The organism is Fibrella forsythiae, from assembly GCF_017353175.1.
GTDB lineage: Bacteria > Bacteroidota > Bacteroidia > Cytophagales > Spirosomataceae > Fibrella > Fibrella forsythiae.
Window position 1 is genome coordinate 435,265 of the sequence record NZ_JAFMYW010000004.1, and the last position, 16,384, is coordinate 451,648.

Genomic DNA, 16,384 nt, shown 5'->3' on the forward strand with positions numbered 1-16,384 from the left:
TCGTTGGCTGACAGCGTTGCGTGCGGCGTCATCGATGGCAACCAATCACGCCGCACGCAACGCTGACCAGCCAATCAGATAGCGGCAAACTTGTCGGCAATGGCTTGTCTGAGTGTATCCACTTTCGAGGTCCAGTCAATGCCAATGGCAGAATGACCGGCGGCATCGGCAATGTCTTTCTGTTCTAATGCGTATTTCAGCATGGCTTGCAATTCAAGGAAACTGGCTTGGGCTAACGACTCCATGTTTTTCAGTAGTTGAGATTGGTTGGAAATAAACAAACGTATAGGGGCAGAATAATGAACAAATGCCAGGAGATACGTAAGCTGTATGTAGTACTACTGAAAACAATGCCTTTTGTTTTATGCTATGCCCTGCTGAACGTAACTAGCTGTCTTTTTGTCGATAGAAGCAGAAGGCAGAGCGAACCGGAGGCAGGAATCACCAACCAGCCAGTTGCTCGTACCGCAAAAAAAGGTGAATTTTAAGGGCAATAATGGGCAAAACAACTCCAACTAAGTGGCAATGGCTAACGTGGTCGAGTGGCATGATCGCCGCCTGGCTAATGATACTATTGCCCGTTTGGAACGCCGAAGCCAGCTCAGAAACAGAGCAAAAAACCTACATTTCGTGCGATTCGCCCGCTCCATCGGCACCTAATCCTGATTACGCGTCGATGGTCTGTAGTCATGGCCCGGTTGCCCGCATCAGTGCGCAAACTGGTTTTGCCTTTGGCCCCTCACTTAACGCAACAACCTGCTGGCTACCCGCTTGCCAGTGGGTAGCGGCCACGTGTGTACCGGGGCAATTATACCGCTCTTCGTATTCCTTCCGTTTTCTACAGCTCATCTTCGAGCACCAGATCGCGATCAACGCCCCCTGACGCGCAGGGCTACGTTTTTTTTCTACGCTTGTATGCCTCCGTTGATTCAGTGGAGAACGTACCTGCGTTAGCTCCCGTTGGCCCAACGGGCTACCTGTCTGTTCAACCACCTGATGCTGGTGGCTCATCATCGGACTTTATCCATTTTTCTGTTATTTCCCGCTATCGTTATGTGGTCTTCTGTAGCCCGCGTTATTCTCTCGTATCGTGCATTCTGGTTGGGGTTGCTCCTCCTGCTTACCGGGCTGATGGCCTATTTTGGCACCCGTTTGCAACTGTCGTATCAACTGGCCAGGGTGTTACCGCTCTCTGATTCAACCCAACAGCAATACGACCGATTCCGGCAGCGCTTCGGTGCCGACGGTACACTGATGGTCGTTGGCTGGCAAAGCAACCGCTGGTTCGATCTGCCTGTATATCAGGATTGGTACACGATGACGGAACAAGTGGGGAAACTGGCAGGCGTGAAGCAGGTTTTATCGACCACCCGGCTATATACCCTCGATAAGCGCGACACCGCCTGGACCATCAACCCGCTGGTTAAACGGATTCCCACCACGCAAGCAGCAGTAGACAGCCTGAAAACGCACATTCTTTCTCTTCCTTTCTATGAAGGGCTGCTGGTCAACCCAGCCACGAAGTCGACGCTTATGGCTATTTCGTTCGACGAGAAGAAACTAAACTCGCGCGATCGAATTGCCCTGGTTGAATCCATTCGGCAGTATGGCAGCACCTTCGCTGAGAAAAACCATATCGACATCCATTACTCCGGCCTCCCGTCTATCCGGACCGAGGTGATGAAGAAGGTTTCAAAAGAGATGAAACTGTTTATGGGGCTGGCCGCGGCCGTAACCGGACTGATGGTGTGGCTGCTGTTTCGTTCAGGTCGTGTGGTGTGGCTATCGATGGTCATTGTGGCCATCGGCGTTTGCATTGCCGTGGGTACGTTGGCCTTGTTCCACTATGACATCACGCTGCTGACTGGCCTGCTGCCACCGCTGCTGATTGTCATTGGCGTGCCAAACTGCGTATTTCTGGTGAACAAATACCATCAGGAACTGGCCGTGCATGGGCAAAAACAGCGGGCATTGGAGGCCATGATCCAGCAAATCGGACTTTCGGCGCTGCTGGCGAACGTAACGACGGCCATCGGATTTGGCGTGTTTTATTTCACCAACAGTCGTCTCCTGATGGAATTCGGTGTGGTGGCGGCTATTAGCGTGCTGGCGGTTTACGTGGTCTGTCTGCTACTGGTACCCATTGGCCTCAGCTACCTGCCTGTTCCCAAAACCACAGAACGGCAAACATTACAGGGCGAGAGCTGGGTCAGACTGCTCACCAAAGTCGATTACTGGGTGCACCATCGCCGACAGTTGATTTACGGCACCATCGCCCTGATCACGCTGGTGAGCGCCCTGGGCCTGACCCGGATTCGGGTTGAGGGCTACGTGGTCGACGATCTGCCTAAAAATGATCCGGTCTATACAGACTTGCGGTTCTTCGAGCAACAATTCAAGGGCGCGCTTCCCCTTGAGGTGATGATCGATACCGGCACGCCGAACGGTGTATTCGCCGGAGCCGGACGGGTGCTGTATAAAATTCGGGCACTGGAACGGGTCATGGCCAGTTATCCTGAGTTTTCGAAACCAAACTCGCTGGTCAATGCCATCCGGTTTGCGTATCAGGGGTACCGGGGTGGCGAAGCGCGCTATTATGTGCTGCCACCCGCGCTGGAACTACGAAAGCTGACCAACGGCGTGCCCCTGACCGGCAAATCATCGTCGCTGGCCAATTCCTTTGTCGACTCGACCCGGCAGGCAACGCGGGTCAGCTATCAGATGGCCGACATTGGCTCTATCCGATTGAAGGCCCTGCTGGCTCACCTGCGCCCCCGGCTCGACTCACTTATGGCCGGAACGCCCTACAAGGTGAGCCTCACGGGTCATAGCCTGGTCTTTCTGCAAAGCAACGATTATCTGCTGGGTAACCTCTACGAGAGCCTGCTGCTGGCCATTGGCCTGATTGCGCTGGTGGGCATGATCCTGTTCCGGTCTATTCCCATCATCCTGCTCTCCAAACTGCCCTGCCTCATTCCGCTGGTAGTAACGGCCGGCATTATGGGTTTCGCTGATATTGCGTTCAAGCCATCGACCATCCTGATCTTCAGCATCGCCTTCGGGCTGGCCTCAGACGGAACGGTCTATTTCCTGACAAGCTACCGCCGGCACTTGCAATTGGGTCTTGAGCCGTCTGAGGCTATTTCGCAGGCAATTCACGAAACAGGGATCAGCCTGATTTTTACCGCCCTGATTCTGGCGGGTGGCTTTGCCGTGTTTGCAGCATCGGGTTTTGGCGGAACAGCCGCACTGGGTGTGCTGGTGGCCACAACAGTGCTCATGGCCTGCCTGACGAACCTGGTCTTGTTACCCGCTCTATTACTGACATTGAAGCGCTATCGAGTATGAACAATCTAACAACTCAACAGCATGATTTCTCAAGAAACGATGGTCTCGTCGTCGCAGACGAACCTCCACCGCCTGAAAGATGGCGCCTTCCTGGTTGCGGGTGTGCTCTGCGCCGGTATGGGGCTAAACGGTTTTTTATTACCCAATAACTTCATCGACGGGGGAGCTATGGGCATTTCCCTGTTACTGGAAATCACAACGGGCGTACAACTTGCCCTGCTGGTTATCCTGGTCAATTTGCCATTCATCTGGCTGGGCTATCGGCAAATATCCAGTGGGTTTGCCATTCGAACCACGATCGCCATCAGCCTGCTGGCCGTATGTCTGGTTTTTGTTCCTTACCCCGTTGTCACAACGGATAAGCTCCTGATCTCCGTCTTCGGTGGTTTTTTCCTGGGCGCCGGTATCGGGCTCGCTATTCGGGGCGGGGGCGTTCTCGATGGCACCGAAGTACTGGCCATCTGGGTTAGCCGCCGGTCGGCTCTGACGGTTGGCGACGTGATCATGGTCATCAACGTGCTGGTCTTTGGCGCTGCGGCCATTCTGCTGAACGTGGAAACGGCGCTGTATGCCATGCTAACGTACCTGGCCGCCTCTAAAACCGTCGATTTTCTGATTCACGGTATTGAAGAATACACCGCCGTGATCATCGTGTCGGAACATCACCAGGCGCTGCGCACCATGATTACCGAGAAACTGGGGCGGGGCGTTACGGTGTTTAAAGGCGAAAAAGGATACGGCAAACGCGGCCATCAGCAAGAAGACACCAGCATTCTTTACGCCGTAGTGACCCGCCTGGAACTGACCAGGCTTAAAGATAGCATCAGCCGTATCGACGAAAACGCCTTCGTGATCAACCACGGCATCGACGATGCAAAAGGCGGGATGATCAAGGGGCGGCCACTTCATTAAATCAAGTGGTCATTACGCTGCGCTGGCAGCAGGTTACCGTTGGGTATTATTAACTTCAACGGATTAACTGACAGACCATTACTACTTAATGGCAACTAATGACAGCGTAGCATAATGACTACAAATGACCATCATTTATTAAAGCAGTTGATCGGTATGGATTCGTTTAGTTATGATTTATGGTTAGTCATCGTCGCTCTGGCCATTTTGGCGGTGGCTTGGCTACCGTCTTTATTGGCCAACCACCCGCTGTCGTACCCCATTCTGTTCGTCATTGGTGGCTGGGTCCTGTACCGCTTACCTCTCGCACTACCCGACCCGCTGCCACTCAATAATCCGGTGCTGACCATGCATCTGACCGAGCTTTGCGTTATTGTAGCCTTGACGGGAACGGGCCTTAAAATTGATCGGCGGTTCAGTTTACGCGGCTGGCGCATTCCGCTCCGGCTCATCTGGCTGACGATGGTGGTAACGATTGCCCTCTTCACCCTCCTGGCCTGGGAATGGGCGGGCTGGCCAGTAGCTACGGCCCTGTTTCTGGCAGCCAGCCTGGCCCCAACTGACCCGGTGCTGGCAGGCGACGTGCAGGTTGGCGACCCTAACGAAGGAGGCGAAGACACGGTACGGTTTGCCCTGACCGCCGAGGCCGGGTTGAATGATGGCATGGCTTTCCCGTTCGTGTATCTGGCCATAGGGCTGGCACATTCGGCAACTATGTCATCCGTCGATCTAACGCACTGGTTTCTTTTCGACCTGTTCTATCGGGTTGGCGTTGGCATATTGGGCGGCTGGTTATCCGGGCGGCTACTGGCGTACCTGATTTTTGAACTGCCGCAGCGTATCAGCATCAAAACAACTGCTTATGGGTTTGTTGCGCTGGCCGTAACACTGATTAGCTATGGCGTTACCGAACTTGTTCACGGCTACGGATTCCTGGCGGTGTTTGTAGCAGCCATCACGATTCGGAATCACGAACGTACCCACGAATACCATACCTACATGCACGCTTTCTCCGACCAGATTGAGCGATTGCTTGTTGCCCTGATTCTGCTTTTATTTGGCGGGGCAATTGCCGAAGGTCTGCTGCAATCACTGACCGTCCAGGATGCTGTGATGGGTTTACTGCTCGTGCTCGTGATCCGGCCTTTGGTTGGATGGCTCACCTTGTGGAAAACCAACGCCAAGGGCCTGAAACGCTGGATCATCGCCAGTTTTGGCATCCGGGGTATCGGGTCTATATTTTACATAGCCTATGGGGTACAGCAGGCTGCCTTTGCCGACTCCGCACGGATTTGGGCATTAACCGGCTGGATCATCGTACTGTCTGTATTTCTGCATGGCATATCCGCAACGCCTGTCATGAAACGGCTTGATCGCCGTATGGCCCCTGCCGCTTTGCCCGACGAAACGGAACCAATCAACTGATTGTCAATAGCTGAGCAAACTAAAGCTAACATTTTTACCACTAGCAACCGATAGCATGGCCCGCATATTACTTCAGTTTGCGCATCCAATCCTGAGTAAATCCAGAATACACGCTACCCTGCTTCAGGCTTGCTTAAACCTGAAAAACGTAACGATCAACGATCTGTACGAGCAGTACCCTGATTTGTATATCAACGTTGAGCGGGAACAGCGGTTACTGCTTAGTCACGACATTATCATTTTTCAGCATCCATTTTACTGGTACAGCAGCCCGGCCATCATTAAACAGTGGTTCGATCTGGTGCTGGAACATAACTGGGCCTACGGCTCACGGGGAAATGCGCTGGCGGGAAAGTCGATGATGAATGCCATTTCGTGTGGCGGCAGTAGACAGGCATACACGCCAACAGGCACCAATCGCTTCACGATCAATCAGTTTCTTGCTCCTTTCGATCAGACAGCGCATCTGTGCAAGATGACGTACCTGCCCCCCTTCGTCATCCACGCAACGCACCGGCTTACCGCCGATGAACTGACCGAATACGGCAACCAATACTGCTCGGTTCTATCAGCACTGGCCAACGATCGGTTTACGCCCGACAACTTTGAGGGTATCCAGTATATCAATGAGCTAGTTACACGGTAAAGTTGTCATTACGATGCGCTGTCATTCATGCCATTCAGTGGCCATTTACTTCGCGTCATTTGTCGCAAAAACAATTAACGACCACCCAATGACAGCCTAACATAACTCCACGAACATGAAAGAATCCTTCTTTTTTCAAGCGATGGTCTACCTGGCCGCCGCCGTTGTCATGGTTCCCATCGCCAAAAAGGTGGGCTTAGGCTCCGTTCTGGGTTATTTGTTGGCGGGCGTACTCATTGGGCCCGCCTGTCTGCAATTTGTTGGTCAGGAAGGCACCGACATCATGCACTTTGCCGAATTTGGCGTTGTGATGATGCTCTTCGTCATCGGTCTTGAATTGGAGCCATCCCGGTTATGGCGCCTCCGCAAAGCGATTCTCGGCATGGGAGGCGTTCAGATTGCGGCCACTGCCCTACTTACTGGTGGACTGGCCCTGCTGTTCAACGTTGTCTGGCAGCAAGCGCTGGTGCTGGGGCTTATCATTGCGCTCTCATCAACGGCTATCGTGTTGCAATCACTTAACGAAAAAGGGCTGATGCAGACCGCCGCCGGACAAGGCTCATTCGCCGTATTATTATTTCAGGACATCGCGGTCATTCCCATGCTGGCTCTTTTTCCACTCCTCGCCACCGCCACCCCTGCTACGCAGGCAGGCGGTGACCACGGCAGCGCAAGCCTGATCGATTCATTGCCTGTCTGGTTGCAACCCATCGTATTGCTGGGCTCGGTCGCGTTCATTATCGTTGCCGGGCGATACCTGACCCCTCCGCTGTTCCGTGTTGTAGCTAAAACCGGTATGCGTGAGCTATTTACGGCCACAGCACTACTCCTGGTGGTCGGTATTGCCGTTCTGATGACAACTGTTGGTTTAAGCCCGGCGCTGGGTACGTTCCTGGCGGGGGTCGTACTGGCCAACAGCGAATACCGGCACGAACTGGAAAGCGATATCGACCCGTTCAAAGGGCTGCTGTTGGGCCTGTTCTTTATCGCCGTTGGTGCCTCCATCGACTTTCAGCTGATCATGGCCAACCCCCTGCTGATTATCAGCCTGGTGCTGAGCATTATGCTCTGTAAACTCTTGGTGTTGCTGGCCATTGGCCGGTCGTTCAACCTATCGACCGAACAGAACCTGATTTTCAGCTTCGGTCTGTGTCAGATAGGTGAATTCGCTTTTGTTTTATTCAGTTTCACGGCGCAGGAAGGCATACTCCCAAAATCACTGACCGATATTATGACGGCTGTGGTGGCCATTAGCATGGCCTTTACGCCGCTGGTTATGCTGCTGAACGATAAGCTGATACTACCCCGCCTTGGCGTGAAAAAAGAAGATGACCGGGAAAGCGATGTGGCCGCCGAAGACAACCCGGTTATCATTGCCGGCTACGGCCATTTCGGCAATACGATTGGTCGCTTTTTGCAGGCAAACAACGTCGGAACCACCGTGCTGGATGTAGACAGCGACAACGTAACCTGGCTGCGGCGAATGGGGTTCAAAGTGTATTACGGCGATGCCAGCCGCCACGATCTGCTCGACATTGCCGGTGCGGCCAGAGCCAAAATCATCGTCATCGCCATCAACGATCCCGAAAAAAGGCTTGAACTGATCGAAACGGTGAAAAAGCACTTCCCGAACCTGCACATCCTCGTTCGCTCTACCAACCGGTACGACGCGTATGACCTGATGAACGCCGGTATGCTGCACATTTACCGCGAAACCCTCGACACCAGCCTTCGCCTTGGCGTCGACGCGCTCACGTTGCTGGGTCACCGGGCGCACGAAGCATCCCGGGCAGCCAAAACGTTCTTTATTCACGACGAACGGACACTGAAGCGGCTATCCGCCATTCGTAACGAAGATGAATACCTTATGGCCGCCCGCGAATCGATGGACGAACTTGAGCGGGTCATTCAGGCCGACCGCAACGCCACCAGCCTGCACATCGAAGAGGGATGGGACGATGCAACGCTGGCACTCGAAGCCAAAGGAACTAACTGACAGCGATAGGCCAGGTACGTTGCCTGGCTATTTAACTCTCTTCCAGGTTGGCCGATTCCAGCACCCGCGCCGTTTCCCACGAAAAAGGGAGCCAATCGCCGTTGAGCGCATCGTACACTTCGGTTGCCGCCTCGCAGGCAAACAATTTGTAATCGAATTTGGGGTATTGCCCTATCAGATAGCCAGGGTAATAGTAGGCCTTATGTTGCTGCTGGGCATACTGTATCTTCAACAGCATCAGATATTTACCCAGACTATGCTTGCGGTAGTCCGGATGGTAAAAATTCATGATACCCGCAATACTTTGATCGCCGTTATCGAAGATGCCAGCGGCAATCAACTTCCCCTGATCGCGAATCTCAATAACGTAGGTATCGAAAATAGTACGGGGGCTCCCCTCGAGCAGGCACGACTCTACGGAGTAGGGTGCATCAAAATCCAGGCTGTTCCAGTACTCATCATATAGCGACTCCAGTTCATCTGTAATTACCAATGGCTTAACCGTGGCATCGAATCGCTCATTGATTCGGAACAGGCGTTTTTGCTTAGAACCGAGCGAAACAGCCGCGAGCACGATACGCAGCCAGTGTACGGGATAACGTACCTCGTCGAAGTACACATAGCGACATGTAAACACTTGTTGCTGCATCCTGAAATACCCCCGGCTAAGGAACAGATCCAGCCTGCTTCGTTCGATCATCACACAAGTATAACTCTATACATGGTTCGTTTACTAAACGCTATAGTTTCTTATTATCCCCCTTATCTGCAGCAGCATAGCCCCGCCGAGCCTTGTTATTGTGCTGCAACGATTGACGCAACGGGCGAAGGAAGGGGAGTCGGCTGGCCGTTGGTTGGCTCGGGGCGTAATTCACCCTGCTCAACGGCCTGCTGAATTTGCACGCTGATGGGCGTGTACTCCACCTCACACGGATACCCGAACAGGCAGTTTGCCTTGATCTGATCAACAACCTTGGCGGGCACCATTACCTCCCAGCCATCTTCGCCCGCCTGAATCATTTCCAGCACATGGTCGGTCGAGATGTGCAGATTTTGCTCGTTGTAATCGGTAATGTCCTCGATTTTGTCGTTGCTTTTCAGATACTGAAACAGCGGCTCCAGGTGCGGTGGCAACTGAAACTGGGCGCAGGTGTAGATCTGCCCGTTGCGGAAAGTGGGATACACGAACAGCTTTACCTTCCGGCTAAACAGCGTGGCAAACGATTCCAGAATGCCGCCTGGCAGGAAGTTGTAATGGTCTTCCTCGAAGATATATTCCAGGTTCGGAATGCCCATGATCAGACCAATCTTGAGCCGGGTGAGCCGCGACAGATAGGCCACCAGCCGGTAATACTCGTGATAATTCGAGATCATCACCGTTTGGCCCAGCCCACACAGAATATCTACCCGGTCCAGAAAGTCTTTTTCGTCTATACCCTGTTCATTCGCTTTCAGGTTGTGTAGGGTCAATTCCGACAGCATCATGACCCGATCCTGCGTTACATCAGGCTCTTCCAGAAATTGCTTCAGCCCGTTATCGATCATATCGAGCTGCACATTGGTTACCGGACGAAGCCGCCCGCGCATAACCACCACATTTTTCTTGTAAAGCGCTTCTTTCGGCTGTAATACCTGCCCGTCGGGGCCAAAAAGCGCGGCATCAGTGAACCCGTTCTTCACCAGATACAGGCTCATCAACCGGTTGTCGACATGCGCGAAATCAGGGCCACCGCACCGGATCGTATCGATCTGAATACGCTCGGGCGACAGATCGTCCATTAGCGACAGCACCAGCGTTTCGGGCGCCTTAGCGTAATAAAAGCAGGCATAAATCAAGTTTACCCCAATGATTCCCAGCGTTTGCTGCTGCAACAGGTTCTCGTTATCGAGCAACCGTACGTGAATAACGACATCATTGGGCGGCGACAGCGGGTCGCTCTGAAAGCGACAACCCAGCCAGCCGTGGCCTTCGTTTGTTTTCTGGTAATTCAGGGCAACAACGGTATTCGCAAACGCAAAGAAGGTTGTGTCGGCACCACGTTTTTCCGACAATCGTTTTTCAAGCAGGCTATACTCTTTGTTGAGCATCTTCATCAGCCGCGATTCAACAACGTACCTACCACTTACTTCGGTACCATAGATCGCATCGCTGAAGGTCATATCATAGGCAGACATCGTCTTTGCTACCGTACCCGACGCGCCACCCGCTTTAAAAAAGATCGCTGCCGTTTCCTGCCCCGCCCCGATTTCGGCGAAAGAGCCGTAAATCCGACGATCGAGGTTAAGACGCAACGCTTTCTGTTTAGTGCCTATATTTTTTTCGTACATAGTGCTGATCGAAGTGGTACAACCAAAATTACACCATTTACCATAAGAACAATAAACCTGCAAAATGGGTTGACTATGGCCTAAAAACGGTTCAGTACCCGTTCAACGCCCGATACGTACCCCGACCCAAACAGATTTACATGTACTAACAACGGATACAGGTTGTAGATCGGTATGCGCTCAATAAAGCCCGGTTCCAGCGGAAACAGCTCGGTATAAGCGTCATAAAAATGGGCATCGAAGCCACCAAATAGATGAGTAAAAGCCAATTCGGCCTCGCGCAGCCCATAATACACAGCCGGATCCACCAACGCCGGTTCGCCCGATTCAGTGATCAGCACATTACCAGTCCAGAGATCACCGTGAAGCAGCGCAGGGCGGTCGGCTGGAAGCAACTCGGGCAACCGATCGCGAAGGCGGAAAAGCGCGTCGTAGTGTGCTTTGGTGAGCAGACCGTTATAGAGCGCCTGCCCGGCCTGCGGCAATAGTCGGTGGTCAAAGAAAAAGTCATAACCACTGGTCGTCAGTGTATTACACTGCGCCAACGTACCTATAAAATTGTCGTGATCGAGGCCAAACTGCGGCTGTGTATGAGCGTGTAATTCGGCTAATTGATGGCCGAGTACTGTCCAGTAAACGGCTGAGGCACCCGGTAAACCACCCGTAGCCGATTCCAGGTATTCCAGAATGAGATACGCCTGATCGCCCTGTCTGCCATGACCGATTTCGGCAGGCACCCGAATGACGTTCGCGCTGCGCAGAAGTGCCAGGCCAGCGGCTTCCACGGCAAACAGTTCGTCACCGTCAGGCATTACCTCGTCAATGCGCTGCCGCCCGGTTCCGCTCAGATTCGCCTGGTTCCATTTCACAAAGAACGTCCCCAGCGACGTAAACACCCGCGCCGCCGTGTTGATGTCGCCCCCATTCAGAAACTGTGTATCGAGCACTTCTACCGGTTCTCCCAGGTGTTGAAACAAAATAGCTTCAAAAAACTCAGCCTGCTCGTTACCCCAAAATTGCATGTTTTCTTCCGTACCGTTCCCAGAAGTAACACCGCATTGAGGCCAGCGGTTTAAAGCAAGCTGGGTTTGTGTAGCGCCGAAGCGGATCGCCGCCCGGTTCCAGCTTCGGCGCTACACAAACCCAGGTACGTTACAGCCCGAAACCAACACGCAAACCCGGATACACCTGTTTGAAGAAGCCGTTCATGTAAATCTCCGGCTGAACCTTGATAAACCCTTTCTGATACATTGTACCACTCAACCGAATGGCATCTTTAGCGAACTGGTTACCCGATCTGTATACGGGAATACCAACATAGAAGCCTGCCAACACGCGACTAAAATCGCCCTCAAGACTATTGGATTTGCTGTGGTAGAACGTCAGGCCCACGTTCAAAAAATCAGTACGTTGTACGGCCTGCCCGTCAGCAGCATTCTGAAAAAAGAACGTAGACAGGTAATTCACGGAATACCCCACGGTGTGAATCCGGCTCGGAATAAACTCGGCGCTGAAGCTGAGTGATGGAGCCAACTGGTTTCGTATCAGCCCTACACCTAGACCAGGCTGTAGGCTAATAAACGGACTTCTGGCCAGTCCGGGGTTGATGAATTTGTACTCGCGCTGGTTGGTTTGCACCAGATTGAAGGCCATTTTTGGGTTGGTAAGGTCATGATTCTTGTAGTTCTGCACATTATCCAAAGCCGTTTGTATCCGGGCATTTACGCCTCCCTCGGCCAGCAATTGAGCAATGTCATCGATAGAATTGAGCAGCAAATACACGGCAAACTGGTGGTATGTCGTTCGCTGGCCGGGATTTTCCCACAGCACCCGCAAGGTATCCTGCCGAAGTTTAAGCAACGCAGGTGGCTCGCCAATGTTAAACTGGAACGATGTAAAAACGGGAGGGCTAGCTCGTTGGTCAATGACGCGGGCAGCGGGGCTAAGGCGGTACGTGAAGCGCAGGCCCGACGTACCTGTAGCCGTGCTATCCCTGATCTGGGCGTAATCGGTCACAAACAGCCTCAACACCGAATCGATATTTTGACGGGCACGTACCTGGGCGTAGCGGTTGAATCCGATAATCAGCGCCGCCTGCTTACTCAGATTCACTTCGATATGGCTCCGTCCCTCGAAGTTGCGGCGGTTTCCGGGCATAGCCAGGTGCGCCCGCAGGGCATAGCTGGCGGCCCGCTCCTTCCGGTTGGGCGTATTATCGGGGACTGTCAGTTGGGGTTGCTGAGCCATAGCGGTGCCAGACAGGCCTGTAAGCAACAGCGCCATTTTAACTATAGTATTCATAAAACGAGTTAGTTAAGGGGAATAATCAGACGGATTTTTTCTTCTGCTGTCTCGATAGGCCGCAACGGGGCGTCGCTCACTGGTGCGCTACCCAACCGAACAAATCGGTCATTCCGTTCGAGTTTGGCACGGGTTTCAGCCTCGGCTCGCAGTTCGTTCTGATGAACTACCGCAAATCGGCGTTTTGGGTACGTTGGCACGGCCTTTCGGGTTACTGCTGTCGGCGGCAGCTGAACCGCTGTCAACTCCGTTGGCAAGGCTTCTGCAACGGGTAAATCGACAGGTACGTTGGCCGTCGCCACTGTCAATTGACTGTTCGTGGCGTCTGTAGTATGAGCTGATACACCAGTCGATTTTTCAACATTCCCTTTGGGGCTTTCAGAAGTTCGCTTCCTACTTCGTGACGAGGCAATCAGTGGTGTCTGTTTCGGCTGGGTACGTTCCCGTAAATGTATCGGAACATGCTTGACCACTTCCTTCTCCGTTTGCCGATTGATCTGTGTCTGGTTTAGGGCTGGCGTCGAGCGTAGCAGCCAGCCTAGAAACAGAGCCATACCAACCAGCGACGCGGCGACCAGCCAACGTACCTGACCCGTTCGCTTTGACACCAGCACAACGGTCTCCGCTGCCAACTCAGGGCGTAGTTGCTCCCAGAATTTGCCCGCGTCGAACGTACTGCCCGGCGCAGGTACGTCGGATAGCGTATCCAGCGCCTGCCTGAGGCGTTCGTCAAGATGTTTGCCTTGCTGTTCGTTCATAGCCGTGCGTGGTTAACAAGTGCTGTAGTAAAGCCCGTGCCTTGCTCAGTTGCGATTTCGACGTGTTTTCCGAGATGTTGAGTTGCCCGGCAATTTCCCGGTGCGTGTAGCCTTCTATGGCGTAAAGGTTAAATACTGTTCGATAGCCCGGCGGCAATTCACGAATCAGTTCATAAATCTGCTCAGCATCCAGCTTGCCATCTGGCAGTTGCCCATCAGCCACCGGCTCTACCGTCAGCTCATCCGTTTGAAACGACGGTAACGTTCGGTTCGATCGCAGATGTAGCAGCGCTTCGTTGACAACAATTCGCTGCATCCAGGCTTCGAACCCGTTATCGTCACGGTAACTAAAATCGGGTAGGCTTCGGAAAATCTTTAGGAAGGCCGTCATCAGCACTTCTTCGGCTTCCGGTTCAACCCTGACATACCGCAAAGCCACCCGATGCAACCGATTTACATACTGGTCATACAATCGCCGCTGGGCAAAGGCATTCCCGCGCTGGCATTGGTCGATCAGTTGTTGGAGCATTACGTTCGTATTGTGGCGCTTTCTGCTGATAGAAATACAGTTTACATGCTGAGGGTTGCCTGAGGCATAAAAAAAGACCTGTAAGGGGTGGCCCTACAGGTCTTTTCGAGTTGATTATACCGTCAGTTAGGTTTAAAACCTCCCTGTTTATTTGACGCTACTCCACCGTTACTGACTTGGCCAGGTTGCGGGGCTGATCTACGTTGCGGCCGCGCATGACCGCAATATCGTAGGCCAGCAATTGCATCGGAATAACCGAGATCAGCGGCATCAGAATATCGTGCACTTTCGGGATCTCGATCACGAAATCGACCATTGTTGGCAGGTGCGTGTCGCCTTCCGTCGTAACGGCAATAACGCGGCCTTTACGGGCTTTCACTTCCTGAATGTTCGACACTACCTTTTCGTACGAGCTGTCCTGCGTAGCAACCACTACCATCGGCATGTCTTCATCAATGAGCGCGATGGGGCCGTGCTTCATTTCAGCGGCGGGGTAGCCTTCAGCGTGGATGTAGCTGATTTCTTTCAGCTTCAGCGCACCTTCCAGCGCAACCGGGAAATTGAGACCACGACCCAGGTAAATGAAGTTACGGGCATAGGTAAAGATGTAGGCAATCTCCTTGATCTTCGCGGCGCTTTGCAGCACCCGCTCCACTTTGGCCGGAACGGCCTCCAGTTCGGCCAGCAACTGCCGGAACAGCGTATCAGAAATGGTACCTTTCCGTTTGGCCGCGGCTATCGCCATCAGCGTCAGCACGGTTACCTGCGCGGTGAACGCCTTCGTACTGGCCACTCCGATTTCCGGACCGGCGTGGGTGTAGGCACCGGCATGCGTAGCTCGGGCAATCGACGAACCTACTACGTTACAAACACCAAAAATGGTAGCACCTTTCGATTTGGCCAGTTCAATTGCGGCCAGTGTATCAGCCGTTTCACCCGATTGCGAAATGGCGATCACGATATCACCTTCCTTGATGATCGGGTTCCGGTATCGGAATTCTGACGCGTATTCAACCTCAACGGGAATGCGAGCCAGTTCTTCGAAAATGTATTCAGCAACCAGACCGGCGTGCCACGACGTGCCGCAGCCCACGATAATGATCCGCTTCGACTTGGCGAGTTTGTCCATGTAATCGCGCAGGCCACCGAGTTGCAGCATCCCTTCGTCGGCATTGACGCGGCCGCGCATCGAATCGGCAATAGAACGAGGCTGTTCGAAAATCTCTTTCAGCATGAAATGCTCAAATCCACCTTTTTCGATGGCTTCAAGCTCCATTTCAATCTTCTGTACGTAGGGGGTCGTCTTGGCATTATCAAGTGTAACGATGGTCAGCTTACCGTCTTTTACCGTAGCAATCTCGTATTCATTCAGGTAGATAACGTCCTTCGTGTATTCGATAATGGGCGAGGCATCTGACGCGAAGAAATATTCACCCTCTCCAACGCCAATTACCAGCGGGCTGCCCTTACGGGCGGCCACCAGTTGCGTGGGGTCAGCAGCGTTCATCACCACAATAGCGTAGGCCCCAACAACCTCCTGCAAGGCCGACCGAACGGCATCTTCCAGCCCCCCCCCGGCATTCTCCCAGATATCTTCAATAAACTGGCCCAGTACTTCGGTATCGGTCTGGCTGGTAAACGTATGCCCTTTGCGAACCAGCGTTTCCTTAATAGTTGCGTAGTTTTCGATGATCCCGTTGTGGATGATCGCGATTTTTTTGTGGAAGGAGTAGTGTGGGTGTGCGTTTACGTCGTTAGGCTCACCGTGGGTAGCCCAACGCGTATGCCCCATCCCAATGGTTGAGTGGAGAGCTTTACCAACCAGTTCCTGTTCAAGAGCCGATACCTTCCCTTTTTTCTTGTAAATCTGCAGTCCGGGGGCCGTCGGATCGTCACCGTTCAGCAGGGCAACGCCCGCGCTATCATAGCCCCGATATTCGAGACGTTTGAGTCCTTTAATGACGAGGGGGCAGGCTTCCCGATGCCCCACATAGGCGACAATACCACACATAACAGTGAAGAGTTAACAGTAAGCAGTTATTAATTGGTGGGTGAATGTACGTTGAACGTACCTGGCTATACAACTGAAAGCTATCAAGCAACAGACGCCATTTCGCCAGAAGCGTAGACCAGGCCTTGAA

General features: G+C 53.0%; 14 protein-coding genes. 6 read left to right on the plus strand and 8 right to left on the minus strand.

The window, feature by feature from the left end:
• Window positions 1–74: 74 nt before the first annotated feature.
• The gene (locus tag J2I46_RS15945) at window positions 75–245 is read right to left on the minus strand and encodes a hypothetical protein (RefSeq protein WP_207330031.1); all 171 of its coding nucleotides are present in this window, start codon (window positions 243–245) and stop codon (window positions 75–77) included.
• A 251-nt stretch (window positions 246–496) separates the two neighbouring features.
• On the opposite strand from J2I46_RS15945, the gene J2I46_RS15950 reads away from it, so the two are divergent.
• The 6 genes from J2I46_RS15950 to J2I46_RS15975 all read left to right on the plus strand — a co-directional run bounded on the left by J2I46_RS15950 (window position 497) and on the right by J2I46_RS15975 (window position 8,327).
• Window positions 497–883 (plus strand): hypothetical protein, encoded by a 387-nt coding sequence (locus J2I46_RS15950; RefSeq protein ID WP_207330032.1) that lies wholly within the window; start codon window positions 497–499, stop codon window positions 881–883.
• 170 nt (window positions 884–1,053) lie between these two features.
• Window positions 1,054–3,348 carry an efflux RND transporter permease subunit gene (locus J2I46_RS15955; RefSeq protein ID WP_207330033.1) on the plus strand — a complete coding sequence of 765 codons (2,295 nt, stop codon included), beginning with the start codon at window positions 1,054–1,056 and terminating at the stop codon, window positions 3,346–3,348.
• Window positions 3,349–3,369: 21 nt separating this feature from the next.
• The gene (locus tag J2I46_RS15960; protein ID WP_207330034.1) at window positions 3,370–4,260 is read left to right on the plus strand and encodes a YitT family protein; all 891 of its coding nucleotides are present in this window, start codon (window positions 3,370–3,372) and stop codon (window positions 4,258–4,260) included.
• Between the two features lie 114 nt (window positions 4,261–4,374).
• A complete protein-coding gene (locus tag J2I46_RS15965) occupies window positions 4,375–5,685 on the plus strand; it encodes a cation:proton antiporter (RefSeq protein WP_229379785.1) in 1,311 nt (436 codons plus the stop codon).
• Window positions 5,686–5,740: 55 nt separating this feature from the next.
• Complete coding sequence (locus J2I46_RS15970) at window positions 5,741–6,331, plus strand: NAD(P)H-dependent oxidoreductase (protein ID WP_207330035.1); 591 nt, start codon at window positions 5,741–5,743, stop codon at window positions 6,329–6,331.
• 115 nt (window positions 6,332–6,446) lie between these two features.
• Window positions 6,447–8,327, plus strand: coding sequence for a monovalent cation:proton antiporter-2 (CPA2) family protein (locus J2I46_RS15975; RefSeq protein WP_207330036.1), 1,881 nt, complete (start codon window positions 6,447–6,449; stop codon window positions 8,325–8,327).
• Window positions 8,328–8,358: 31 nt separating this feature from the next.
• Here J2I46_RS15975 and J2I46_RS15980 read toward each other — a convergent pair whose 3' ends face one another.
• From J2I46_RS15980 to glmS, 7 genes are all read right to left on the minus strand, one after another.
• Window positions 8,359–9,024: a GNAT family N-acetyltransferase gene (locus J2I46_RS15980; protein WP_207330153.1), complete on the minus strand. Its 666-nt coding sequence runs from the start codon at window positions 9,022–9,024 to the stop codon at window positions 8,359–8,361.
• Window positions 9,025–9,122: 98 nt separating this feature from the next.
• Entirely contained in the window at window positions 9,123–10,655 is a 1,533-nt protein-coding gene (locus J2I46_RS15985; protein WP_229379787.1) for a TonB-dependent receptor, read from the minus strand.
• Between the two features lie 80 nt (window positions 10,656–10,735).
• A complete protein-coding gene (locus J2I46_RS15990; RefSeq protein ID WP_207330037.1) occupies window positions 10,736–11,677 on the minus strand; it encodes a fructosamine kinase family protein in 942 nt (313 codons plus the stop codon).
• Between the two features lie 130 nt (window positions 11,678–11,807).
• The gene (locus J2I46_RS15995) at window positions 11,808–12,956 is read right to left on the minus strand and encodes a hypothetical protein (RefSeq protein WP_207330038.1); all 1,149 of its coding nucleotides are present in this window, start codon (window positions 12,954–12,956) and stop codon (window positions 11,808–11,810) included.
• An 8-nt stretch (window positions 12,957–12,964) separates the two neighbouring features.
• Window positions 12,965–13,714, minus strand: a complete 750-nt coding sequence (locus tag J2I46_RS16000; RefSeq protein ID WP_207330039.1) for a hypothetical protein — start codon at window positions 13,712–13,714, stop codon at window positions 12,965–12,967.
• On the minus strand, window positions 13,686–14,243 hold the full coding sequence (locus tag J2I46_RS16005; RefSeq protein ID WP_207330040.1) for an RNA polymerase sigma factor: 558 nt from the start codon (window positions 14,241–14,243) through the stop codon (window positions 13,686–13,688). The genes J2I46_RS16000 and J2I46_RS16005 overlap by 29 nt, the downstream gene beginning before the upstream one ends.
• 157 nt (window positions 14,244–14,400) lie before the next feature.
• Entirely contained in the window at window positions 14,401–16,254 is a 1,854-nt protein-coding gene (glmS, locus tag J2I46_RS16010; RefSeq protein ID WP_207330041.1) for a glutamine--fructose-6-phosphate transaminase (isomerizing), read from the minus strand.
• Window positions 16,255–16,384 lie beyond the last annotated feature (130 nt).

Bases quoted from the DNA above. Each gene is read 5' to 3' on its own strand.
- J2I46_RS15945 (WP_207330031.1), bottom strand. From the start codon at position 245: ATGGAGTCGTTAGCCCAAGCCAGTTTCCTTGAATTGCAAGCCATGCTG.
- J2I46_RS15950 (WP_207330032.1), top strand. From the start codon at position 497: ATGGGCAAAACAACTCCAACTAAGTGGCAATGGCTAACGTGGTCGAGT.
- J2I46_RS15955 (WP_207330033.1), top strand. From the start codon at position 1,054: ATGTGGTCTTCTGTAGCCCGCGTTATTCTCTCGTATCGTGCATTCTGG.
- J2I46_RS15960 (WP_207330034.1), top strand. From the start codon at position 3,370: ATGATTTCTCAAGAAACGATGGTCTCGTCGTCGCAGACGAACCTCCAC.
- J2I46_RS15965 (WP_229379785.1), top strand. From the start codon at position 4,375: ATGACTACAAATGACCATCATTTATTAAAGCAGTTGATCGGTATGGAT.
- J2I46_RS15970 (WP_207330035.1), top strand. From the start codon at position 5,741: ATGGCCCGCATATTACTTCAGTTTGCGCATCCAATCCTGAGTAAATCC.
- J2I46_RS15975 (WP_207330036.1), top strand. From the start codon at position 6,447: ATGAAAGAATCCTTCTTTTTTCAAGCGATGGTCTACCTGGCCGCCGCC.
- J2I46_RS15985 (WP_229379787.1), bottom strand. From the start codon at position 10,655: ATGTACGAAAAAAATATAGGCACTAAACAGAAAGCGTTGCGTCTTAAC.
- J2I46_RS15990 (WP_207330037.1), bottom strand. From the start codon at position 11,677: ATGCAATTTTGGGGTAACGAGCAGGCTGAGTTTTTTGAAGCTATTTTG.
- J2I46_RS15995 (WP_207330038.1), bottom strand. From the start codon at position 12,956: ATGAATACTATAGTTAAAATGGCGCTGTTGCTTACAGGCCTGTCTGGC.
- J2I46_RS16000 (WP_207330039.1), bottom strand. From the start codon at position 13,714: ATGAACGAACAGCAAGGCAAACATCTTGACGAACGCCTCAGGCAGGCG.
- J2I46_RS16005 (WP_207330040.1), bottom strand. From the start codon at position 14,243: ATGCTCCAACAACTGATCGACCAATGCCAGCGCGGGAATGCCTTTGCC.
- glmS (WP_207330041.1), bottom strand. From the start codon at position 16,254: ATGTGTGGTATTGTCGCCTATGTGGGGCATCGGGAAGCCTGCCCCCTC.